Source organism: Siminovitchia jepli (assembly GCF_047228825.1).
In the GTDB taxonomy this organism is placed as follows: Bacteria; Bacillota; Bacilli; order Bacillales; family Bacillaceae_C; genus Siminovitchia.
This window is the reverse complement of the sequence record NZ_JBFEGN010000113.1, coordinates 1-9,040: the sequence shown is the minus strand read 5'-3', so window position 1 is coordinate 9,040 and position 9,040 is coordinate 1. Positions and strand designations below refer to the sequence as shown.

The 9,040-nt window shown below is 41.6% G+C and carries 10 protein-coding genes, 1 pseudogene and 1 riboswitch; of the genes and pseudogenes, 4 read left to right on the top strand and 7 right to left on the bottom strand.

Annotated elements, in window-relative coordinates:
- Positions 1–300 precede the first annotated feature (300 nt).
- From AB1L08_RS20355 to AB1L08_RS20325, 7 genes and pseudogenes are all read right to left on the bottom strand, one after another.
- A pseudogene (locus AB1L08_RS20355) lies at positions 301–1,054 on the bottom strand (DeoR/GlpR family DNA-binding transcription regulator).
- Between the two features lie 387 nt (positions 1,055–1,441).
- Positions 1,442–2,701, bottom strand: coding sequence for an RNA-guided endonuclease TnpB family protein (locus tag AB1L08_RS20350; protein WP_413066454.1), 1,260 nt, complete (start codon positions 2,699–2,701; stop codon positions 1,442–1,444).
- On the bottom strand, positions 2,659–2,871 hold the full coding sequence (locus AB1L08_RS20345) for a hypothetical protein (protein WP_413066453.1): 213 nt from the start codon (positions 2,869–2,871) through the stop codon (positions 2,659–2,661). The genes AB1L08_RS20350 and AB1L08_RS20345 overlap by 43 nt, the downstream gene beginning before the upstream one ends.
- Positions 2,872–2,971: 100 nt before the next feature.
- Complete coding sequence (locus AB1L08_RS20340) at positions 2,972–3,229, bottom strand: transposase (RefSeq protein ID WP_413066452.1); 258 nt, start codon at positions 3,227–3,229, stop codon at positions 2,972–2,974.
- Complete coding sequence (locus tag AB1L08_RS20335) at positions 3,216–3,917, bottom strand: transposase (RefSeq protein ID WP_413066451.1); 702 nt, start codon at positions 3,915–3,917, stop codon at positions 3,216–3,218. Before AB1L08_RS20335 ends, AB1L08_RS20340 begins: the two co-directional genes overlap by 14 nt.
- Before the next feature lie 293 nt (positions 3,918–4,210).
- A complete protein-coding gene (locus AB1L08_RS20330; RefSeq protein WP_413066450.1) occupies positions 4,211–4,423 on the bottom strand; it encodes a hypothetical protein in 213 nt (70 codons plus the stop codon).
- 185 nt (positions 4,424–4,608) lie between these two features.
- Positions 4,609–4,785, bottom strand: coding sequence for a hypothetical protein (locus AB1L08_RS20325; RefSeq protein ID WP_413066449.1), 177 nt, complete (start codon positions 4,783–4,785; stop codon positions 4,609–4,611).
- Between the two features lie 402 nt (positions 4,786–5,187).
- Positions 5,188–5,305: riboswitch (SAM riboswitch) on the top strand.
- A 163-nt stretch (positions 5,306–5,468) separates the two neighbouring features.
- On the opposite strand from AB1L08_RS20325, the gene AB1L08_RS20320 reads away from it, so the two are divergent.
- The 4 genes from AB1L08_RS20320 to AB1L08_RS20305 all read left to right on the top strand — a co-directional run bounded on the left by AB1L08_RS20320 (position 5,469) and on the right by AB1L08_RS20305 (position 8,965).
- Positions 5,469–6,320, top strand: coding sequence for a MetQ/NlpA family ABC transporter substrate-binding protein (locus AB1L08_RS20320; RefSeq protein WP_413066448.1), 852 nt, complete (start codon positions 5,469–5,471; stop codon positions 6,318–6,320).
- 78 nt (positions 6,321–6,398) lie between these two features.
- Positions 6,399–7,436: a methionine ABC transporter ATP-binding protein gene (locus tag AB1L08_RS20315; protein ID WP_413066447.1), complete on the top strand. Its 1,038-nt coding sequence runs from the start codon at positions 6,399–6,401 to the stop codon at positions 7,434–7,436.
- On the top strand, positions 7,411–8,082 hold the full coding sequence (locus AB1L08_RS20310; protein WP_413066446.1) for a methionine ABC transporter permease: 672 nt from the start codon (positions 7,411–7,413) through the stop codon (positions 8,080–8,082). The genes AB1L08_RS20315 and AB1L08_RS20310 overlap by 26 nt, the downstream gene beginning before the upstream one ends.
- Before the next feature lie 34 nt (positions 8,083–8,116).
- The gene (locus tag AB1L08_RS20305) at positions 8,117–8,965 is read left to right on the top strand and encodes a MetQ/NlpA family ABC transporter substrate-binding protein (RefSeq protein WP_413066445.1); all 849 of its coding nucleotides are present in this window, start codon (positions 8,117–8,119) and stop codon (positions 8,963–8,965) included.
- The last annotated feature ends 75 nt before the right edge of the window (positions 8,966–9,040 follow it).

The following is a 9,040-nucleotide window of genomic DNA, read 5'->3' as shown; positions in this document are numbered from 1 at the left end:
TCTGGAAATTAGGGTATAGCCGGTTAGCTTAGTATTGCTTTTTTTAGCAGTTCGTTAGTTATATTTTCAGGGTAGTTATATTTTCAGGGTAGAGGCCCCGGAAAAGCAGTTGATAATGTTTGAAAGCTCTGCACACACCCCTATTTTGGAAGAACCAGAAAAGTTTATGGAAATTATTCTTAAAGAAACGGAAAAAGACAGTATTTGTAAATAATTTGTTTTTGATTAGGCGTTAACCATTTGAAAATGAAACAAGGCATAGCGAAAATTGCCGGCCAGGCAATGAAGCCTGGCCTGTGTTTATACTATCCAAACGTTGCTGCATGCATTTCTTAATTTTTCTTCCATATGCTTATTCAGTTTGTCATCCGTAATGACATGATCAATAGAAGACATGTCCGCAAATGTATGCAGTGAAATTTTTCCGATCTTACTATGATCAGTTACGACAAAAATTTCCCTGGCAGATTGGATCATGTTTTTTTTGGCTGAAATCAATGTCTCATCAAAATCCTTTTTCCGGATGCAAGGCCGGTGTGGCAATAAAAGCTTTTGTCACATTCAGATTGGCCAACGTTTGATTGGTTACTTCCCCATTAAGAAAAAAGTTATTGCGGAACAATACCCCGCCGGTTACGATTACTTTCAGATGAGAATATCTGAGTATGGCAGCGATATGAATATCGTTGGTAATGACTGTAATATTTCTTTTATTTTTAATCGCCTCGGCTATATGTTGCGTTGTTGTTCCTGAATCAAGCGCAATAGAGTCCCCTTCTTCTATAAAAGCAGCCGCTTTTGCGCCAATTCTTTTCTTCTCTTCGATAAAAGAACCTTCCCTTAAATCAAAATGAGGTTCTGAAAGCACCTCTTCTTCATTTAATACAACGCCGCCATGAGTCCTTTTTAATTTTTTTTCTTTTGCCAGTTCAGACAGATCGCGCCTTATGGTCGCTTCATGGACATTAAAATGTTTGGAGAGGTCTTGAATGGATGCTGCTTTTGTCTCTTGCACAAACTTCAATATTTTAAGCTTTCTCTCTGCGGGTAACATATCATTCACCACTTCTTTTCATCATATACTCCTATTATAATTCTGAAACCTCTCCCCATTGAAATGGGGAGGTTCCGTGACCCTAAAGGGTCACGGTTCCATTGCGACAAATCGCAATGGCGCGTGTGTACTTTGTGCTTTTCCCTTTCCAGATGAGGTTCTGGCTGCGGACTGGAGCTTTTCCACACGACGTTCGCGCACAAATCGTTCTGTCGAACGAGGAAACTCGCTCGAGGCTTCCCTTGCGGTCGGCTCTCACAACTTAACGTACGCATCCGGTGTTTGACCTATACCAACACCAATAGACATTTGAACCCGCTGTCTCACGACAGAAGATATGCCTATCTTTCGTGGGTTTCATCACGACAAAGGTTATATCTTTCTCATTTAGAATCCAATACTGGAAATGTGTTTTTCACCTAAAGAGCGCATTTTTTCTTCAAACGATTGATACATCTCATAGAACGTACGAAATTCATTTAAGCATTTTTGCCGATCTACTTTATCAAGCGTTTCGTTTACATTCTTAATAAGCCAGGCTGAGAAAATATCCCGCTGGATTTTTCTTCCGCAGGGAAGTGCATGGAAACGGAGGGATAAGGGCTTTTTGGCATACACATCCCCGATCGGACAATATTGACTGGCCTTTACAGTCCAGGTGTTGACATAAATCAATTGTCTGCCTTGGTATTTCAGTTTCCGGTCAAGTATCTCTAAAAAGGCGGCAGGTGCTTTGATCCCGATTCGTTTTCCTAACCGGGTTTTGTGCAGCCCCTTGTAGTTCATCCGTTCCGCATATACTTCATTGCCTTCGGAAAGAATGTCATTAGCAAGTTTGTTATGCATCATTTTCCTTGCAGCTGCTATTTTCCGGCAAATCTCCTTTAACTCATATAGCGTCTTCCAATAACGTTTGGAGCGAATCCATTTATCTTTGTTTCCTTTTTTAAAGGTGCCGTTATCATTATATTTATTTGGGTTTGTCGCCCTCCTTGAACGATCCATCCTGCGGAGCAGGATGCGGCGTTTTCTGTCCAGCTCATCCAAGCCTTTGCAGAACTCTTGTACATTCACGCTTTTGTCGCTGACTGTGGCTACGGTTGAAATCCCGTTATCAACGCCGACTTTCCCTTCAACCGGTTTCCTCTTTTGGGGCGGGATGCCTTTCATGACCAGCTGCAGATAAAACTTTGTTCTGCCACGGATGATTTTGCGTACAATCCGGCAATAAGCGATTTCATCGTGCAAAGCTGCCTCCAGGTATGGATCTTTACCTGGTTTTGGCATTTCTGCTTTTATGTTTAATCCGTTCCACTCCACAAAGCCGTTTTCGTATCTGATCCCTGATTGATTGGTTTTGCCTTCCAGCGTATTGAATTCGCCGAACTTTTTGAAGCGCACCTTTTTTGTTTTTGGATTGAAAAGATAATCTTCGATCAATTCCCAGACATGGAGCGCAATTTTTTGCACGACGTGAGAGTCTAAATGCACCTTTTGCTTATGTTTTTTGTTTTTGGGTTTTTTGCCAAGGAAGTGTTTTCCCATATTCTTGACGATGCGCTCCGCACCGGTTTTGCTGACATCATATGCCTCTCGGATCTCGTTTAATTTTTTTTTCGTGTTTTCGATTTTTCTTGCTTCAACCAAAATTGATAAGTTTGATCTTTTCTCATTTGTTGAATGTGATCCAGCATTTTTCGCTTGCAGGCGTTATAAATATGGCATCCGATTTCAAGGCGTTTCTCTAATATATGAACTTGAAACATCTCCGTTTTAAGGAATAGTTCTACGACATAGCGGGGACCTTTTTTCGCCATATTTACCTGGACCTCCGAACATATATTCTATATTAATGATACAATATTTAAAAAATAAAAACAAGAGCCGATTTCTTTTTTAAACCTATGTTTCCGGCATTCATCCCGGCATTGAAATACCGGGCCTTCTGCCAGTTGTTCGTAAACTATAAGCAATCATGGCGATGTAAAGCTGGTTCCACGCAGCCTGTTCTGTCCGGATGTGAATATGATTCACCTGCAAATGCTGCTTCATCCATTTGAACATCAGTTCAATTTGCCAACGTGATCGATAAAGGTCGGAAATATCCTTTGCGGACAGGTCAAATCGGTTGGTTACGATTTGATACAGTTTTCCGGTATCGTCATAAAAATTCAACCAGCCTCAAGTGATTTTCCATTTTCTTTTGGGCTGAGCCTATAATAACCAGGGATTCACGGAAACCGTTTTGTTGCAGATCATCATAGATTAAGTCCCTGATATCCACCACAGTATTGGATTTTATCCTGGTCGCAAAGAAAATACCATCCTTGCACCACTGGTCAAACAAACGGAAGTCATAATATCCTCGGTCTATCACATAGGTTACACCCGGTTCTGTGATAAAACGTGGCGCTTCAAGCACATCGGACCGTTCAGCAGGTGTCACTGTAAGCTTCTCAGGATGGATATCCTGTTCACTTATAAACTCAACCAGTAAATGAAGCTTGAGTCCGGACTTAGTTGAACGAAACGTGGCCCATTCATACAGGTTGAGGCTGAGTGGAATAGTTGATGAATCCAGAAGCTTTACATTCGGAATATGTCTCTTTCGGCCGACGGAAGCCATGCGAACACGTTGCGTCAGGGATTGCCAGATGTGCAAAAGGCATTTGGGATCAACCTGCCTGTTTTTTCTCGAAAGTTGCGAGGCGCTGATTGAATCTAAACCCAATTCCTTTTGAAAGCTTTTCATTAATAGACGCTGATTGCCCTTAATTCCTCGCGCTTTTGCATCTGGGCATATAGGAATAAAAGCAAGTACTTTGTGGTAGTCAGTTTCTTTGATACAGATCTTGTGGGGCATGAAAAGCTCCATCGCCAAATAATTGGTCGGTGATGGGCTTCACCCATTTACCAAATGACGTGAACAGTGTATACTTGTCCATAGGGATATTTCCTTTGTAATGGATTTGGACAGGCTTTCACCCTCTCCATCTATTATAAAGGATTTTTTTATTTTTTGGCGTGTCAAAATTTTGAAACAATAGTACGCAACACCAGTGTTTTTCCATAGGTATTCCCCTTTCTAACACTCTATAAAGAAACGGTAATCAACTTTTTCACAACCTTTTTTAAGAAATTTTTTGCTGGAACATTTCATACAACTCCCAAAAGCCGACGATGTCTTCCGGGCCATATCGTTTTATAATATGGATCAGTTTGATACGCAGCTCCTGCTCTAAATCCTCCCTGTTCAGGGCGTCTGTTTTGAAGAAAAGTTTTTTTAATTTTGGGTGCAAAGAGGTTAATGACTTTTTCAATAGCTTTCTCATCTTTTTTTACAGTTAGTTCGTATAAATTGGATTCCAATTCGAAAGCCCCCCATTCTGAAAGTTAATCGTCCTTCCTCAATAATTTACTGATCTTGCTGAGTGCCTTTTCCCGGGACTTAGAAATGACCTGCTGAGTTTTTTCTAATAATGTGCCCATTTCAGAATCTGTAAGTCCTTTTATATATGACAGGGATAAGATGTCTCTTTGATTAGGGGTAAACCTTAAATGGCTTTGTAAAGGACCGGATCGATAATATAATCCAAAATATTGTTCGACTTTAATTCGAACTCTTCCTCAATTGCCGCCAGGTCTTTATGGGTTAACTCTGTGTCATCCTTGACGGGTTCGTCCAACGTTGCAGGAAAACGGTAAAGATCTTGCCGAACCTTTTTATCCAAATTAACCCATGGTAGTAAAGCGTTTTAGATACATAGGCAGTAAACCGGATACGGAAATAAAATTCCCGCAATGCTTGATCTAGCAACTCTTGATGCTGGGAAATAGGATGGCAAATGGATAGCTTCAATAACTCATAATGTTTTCCCGTGGACAGAATGATGGGGTTATCTAGGAACTTTTTATTTTCTTTAACAAACTCAAGGAATTTACACCAAAGCTCTTTTTTTCCATCTTTAAAACCAACCCTTTTTCTTGGATTCCGGTTCAAAAATATTCATTGCCCCTTTCATTTGTTGCTTTCATTTGTTGAAAGTTTCCATGAAAAATTTGTTGACATTTTTTCTAACTGAGTATAATATCTAACTGAGTATAATATCTATGTAACAATTGAATTTGAAGTTCTCTTATAAAGAGCGGCGGAGGGACTGGCCCTGTGAAGCCCGGCAACCATTCTTGTTTGACGAAACAAGAACAGGTGCTAAATCCTGCAAAATACAACAGTATTTTGAAAGATAAGAGAGGTGCAACCGATTTACAATGTATATCCATGCCTCTCTTTTGGGAGGCATTTTTCATTTTGAAAGGAGGAACACCCGGAGAGGTTTACAACCAAGGGGGGTTATGTACTTAAGACTAAAATATTGACTATATATATAAATTTACTAAGGAAAGAGGAAGAGAAATGCGCAAATGGTTATTAACTAGTTTAACTGTTATATTGGCATTTACTCTGGCTGCATGCGGCGGAGGAAATGACAAAGAAAATACAAATGCTTCCGGATCGAAAGAAGAACAATCGGAAGGTTTACTGGATGACGGAAAACTAACAGTCGGTGCAACAGCAGGCCCACATGAACAAATTCTTGAAAAAGTAAAAGAACTTGCGGCCAAGCAGGATTTGGATATTGAGGTAAAAGTATTTACAGACTACGTCATGCCCAATATTGCTTTGGACGAAAAAGAACTTGATCTCAACGTGTTTCAAACGATTCCTTATTTGGATCAATTTAAAGAAGACAGAAACCTGGATCTTGTAAATGTGGGAGAAGCGGTAACTTTTCCAATGGGCATTTATTCGTCCAAAGTAAAAGATGTGCAAGAACTGCCAAAAGGGGCAAAGCTCGGTTTGCCTAACGATCCTACAAACGGCGGGCGCGCTCTTGTTTTATTTGAAAAAGCCGGATTGATTAAATTAAAAGAAGGCTCCGGAAACACGCCTGCTGTGAAAGACATTGAAGAAAACTCAAACGACTTTGAGTTTGTGGAATTGGAAGCATCCCAAATCCCCCGTCAGTTAGATGAACTTGATGCTGCAGCAATTAATACCAACTTTGCGATTGAACACGGATTTAAACCCGGCAAGGACTCCATCTTTATTGAATCAAAAGATTCTCCATGGGTGAATGTTGTCGCGGCAAGAGCCGAATCCAAAGACGACGAAGCAATTCAAAAGTTTTTGGATGTTTACCGAACTGATGAAGTAAAACAATTTATTGATGAAACTTTCGAAGGATCTGTCATTCCTTCCTGGTAAGGAAGATAGCTGCCCTTCCTCCAGTATTCCGACTGCCGTCAAGGGTTTTGAAAATAATCGCATGAAGGAGTAATAAAAATGATCGAATTGACGGGAATCTCAAAGACATTTCAAGGAAAACAAGGCTCTATTCACGCATTAAAAAATGTATCACTTTCAGTTAAAAAAGGTGAAATATACGGAGTGATCGGATATAGCGGCGCGGGGAAAAGCACCCTTATCCGCTGCGTCAATCTATTGGAAAAACCGGATGCAGGCTCCGTGAAGGTGAAAGGAATAGACTTGACCAAATTGTCTACCAAAAAGCTTCGGGAAGCCCGCAGCAACATCGGAATGATTTTCCAAGGTTTTAATTTGTTAAAGACGGCAACTGTTTATGAAAATATTTCCCTGCCCTTGAAGCTTGCCGGATTCAGCAAAAAGGAAGTGGAAGAGCGGGTGGTGAAATATTTAAAAATAGTCGGTCTTGAAGAAAAGTATCATGCCTATCCGGCCGAACTGTCCGGGGGGCAAAAGCAGCGGGTGGCCATTGCCCGTGCGCTGGCTTTTGAACCTGAAGTCCTCCTCAGTGATGAAGCGACAAGCGCATTGGATCCAGATACAACGGAAGCGATTCTTGAATTGCTGCTGAAAATCAACAAAGAGCTCGGCATCACGATTTTATTGATTACGCATGAAATGAACGTCATCCAGCGAATCTGCGACCGTGTGGCCGTTATGGAAAAAGGTGAAATCATCGAGGAAGGAAAAACGAAAGACATCTTTACTTCACCGCAGCATCCGACGACAAAACGGTTTGTCAGCAGCCTGTTTACACATAAAATACCAAATGACCTCCTTGAAAGATTGAACGAAACCGGCCAGGTCGTTACGCTCTCTTTCTTCGGAGAATCAAGCGGCGAACCGGCTTTGGCGATGGTTACGAAGAAGTTTGATATTTATCCGAATATATTATCGGGGAGCATTACACGTTTAAAGGAAGAAACTTTTGGACAGCTTGTAGTCCATTTAAAAGGAGATCCGGCCGAAATTGATAAAGCAATCCGGTACTTGGAGCAAGATCAGGTCCATGTGGAAGGTGTGAGAATCCATGACGAAAATAAACGAGTTTCTTGATAACTGGGGCACAGATATTTGGGAAGCCATTATCCAAACCTTCCAAATGGTCGGAATCTCTTTGGGGATATCGATTTTAATCGGTCTTCCGCTTGGGATCATGATTGTTTTGACCCGCCCGGGAAAAGCTTTCAGCAATAAATATGTTTTTGGCATTTTGAATGTATTGATCAATATCATCCGCTCTGTTCCCTTTATCATTTTATTGTTCTTTATTTTGCCTTTTACAAAATTTATGGTCGGAACAACGATCGGGGTAAAAGGAGTTATCGTGCCGCTCGTAATTTATACGGCTCCTTACATTGCCCGCTTAATGGAAACCGCCCTCCTGGAGGTAGACCGCGGAGTCGTTGAGGCCTATGAAGCAATGGGAATGAAAACATGGCACATTATTTGGCATGTACTTGTAAGAGAATCCCGCTCATCGATTATTCTTGGTTTGACGATAGCGACCATTTCATTAATCGGAGCAACGGCGATGGCCGGGCTTGTTGGCGGCGGCGGGCTCGGTGACTTGGCATACCGCTACGGACACCTCAGGTACGAAGTCGATGTCATGTATGTAACAGTCATCCTGCTCATCATCCTTGTCCAGGGATTGCAGTCGCTCGGCAACCGATTGGCAGCCAAATTGAAAAAAGATTAATAGATTAAATAAAAAAGAAAAGAGGAATGGCAATATGAAAAAATGGTTAGTATCAAGTTTATTCGTTTTACTGATCGCCGCACTTGCAGCCTGCGGCGGAGGCGGCAAAGAAGAAGCCGGGGATAAAGGAGATAAAGGTGAAAAAGCGGAAGGCCTCCTTGCCGATGGAAAACTGACTGTCGGGGTGAGCGCCGGGGAACATGAAGAAATCATGGAGCAAGTAAAAAAACTGGCGGCTAAAGAAGGCCTGGAAATTGATATTAAAACTTTTTCCGACTATCCAATGGTTAACGAAGCATTGGCCCAAGGCGATCTCGACCTGAATGTATTCCAGCATGAACCTTATTTGAATCAGCAAAAGAAAGACCGCAATTATGATATTGTAAAAGTCGGAAACACCATCACAACGCCAATGGGTGTTTATTCCAATAAAGTCAAGGATATCAACAAACTGCCAAAAGGCGCAAAACTAGGATTGCCAAACGACCCGACAAACGGCGGACGTTCCCTGCTTTTGTTTGAAAAAGCCGGTTTGATCAAACTGAAAGAAAACGTGGGGGAAACCCCGTCAGTCAAGGACATTGCGGAAAACAAAAATGATTACGAATTTGTGGAGCTGGAAGCGGCCCAAATTCCGCGCCAATTGGATGATTTGGATGCAGCAGCCATCAACTCCAACTATGCGATCGAAGCCGGGCTCATACCCACTAAAGATTCCATCTTCATTGAAGATAAAGATTCTCCATGGGTCAATATTGTAGCAGCACGTACAGAAAATAAAGATGACCCGGCCATCAAGAAACTGCTTGATGTATACCAAACAGACGAAATCAAACAATTTATTGACGAAACGTATAAAGGTTCCGTTATTCCCGGATGGTAAAATCAAAACCACCAGTGTGAACTGGTGGTTTGCTCTGCGGCTGAAAGCCTCTCTTACCGGCCTCGGCCTAAAAGG

What these genes read in the sequence shown, in the direction of transcription:
- AB1L08_RS20315 (WP_413066447.1), top strand. Translation starts at nt 6,399, where the DNA reads ATGATCGAATTGACGGGAATCTCAAAGACATTTCAAGGAAAACAAGGC.
- AB1L08_RS20335 (WP_413066451.1), bottom strand. Translation starts at nt 3,917, where the DNA reads ATGCCCCACAAGATCTGTATCAAAGAAACTGACTACCACAAAGTACTT.
- AB1L08_RS20345 (WP_413066453.1), bottom strand. Translation starts at nt 2,871, where the DNA reads ATGGCGAAAAAAGGTCCCCGCTATGTCGTAGAACTATTCCTTAAAACG.
- AB1L08_RS20320 (WP_413066448.1), top strand. Translation starts at nt 5,469, where the DNA reads ATGCGCAAATGGTTATTAACTAGTTTAACTGTTATATTGGCATTTACT.
- AB1L08_RS20305 (WP_413066445.1), top strand. Translation starts at nt 8,117, where the DNA reads ATGAAAAAATGGTTAGTATCAAGTTTATTCGTTTTACTGATCGCCGCA.
- AB1L08_RS20310 (WP_413066446.1), top strand. Translation starts at nt 7,411, where the DNA reads ATGACGAAAATAAACGAGTTTCTTGATAACTGGGGCACAGATATTTGG.